The sequence below is a fragment of the Burkholderia sp. AW33-5 genome, from assembly GCF_053427615.1.
Map to the genome: position 1 here is coordinate 1 of NZ_JBSAXA010000101.1, position 500 is coordinate 500.

The 500-nt window shown below is 49.6% G+C and carries 2 tRNA genes; both read left to right on the forward strand.

Going from position 1 to position 500, the window contains the following annotated elements:
• Positions 1-55 precede the first annotated feature (55 nt).
• Positions 56-132 (forward strand) — tRNA-Ile (locus tag ACV22V_RS32535).
• A gap of 38 nt (positions 133-170) precedes the next feature.
• Positions 171-246 (forward strand) — tRNA-Ala (locus ACV22V_RS32540).
• The last annotated feature ends 254 nt before the right edge of the window (positions 247-500 follow it).

Genomic DNA, 500 nt, shown 5'->3' on the forward strand with positions numbered 1-500 from the left:
TCTCGCAAAATTGAGCGCTCACGCTTATCGGCTGTAAATTTAAAGACAGACTCAGGGGTCTGTAGCTCAGTCGGTTAGAGCACCGTCTTGATAAGGCGGGGGTCGTTGGTTCGAATCCAACCAGACCCACCATTGTCTGGCGGTAACACACCTGAGGCATCTGTACTCATGGGGGCATAGCTCAGCTGGGAGAGCACCTGCTTTGCAAGCAGGGGGTCGTCGGTTCGATCCCGTCTGCCTCCACCAATCTTCAATGACAAGCGTTCAAGATGCTCGAGTGTTTGTCATTGGCGATTGAGCCAGTCAGAGCGGTACGGAGTACGTATCGGCTGTCGTTCTTTAACAATCTGGAAGAAGTAAGTAATTTGGATAGCGGAAGCGTCTTGAGATGGACGTGGAAACTATCCGGGTTGTGATTGTATCGATGTATCTCAAGATGATTCGAACTTTATGTTTGACTCAATTGGAATACGGCACAACGCGAGAACTCAACCTGTAAC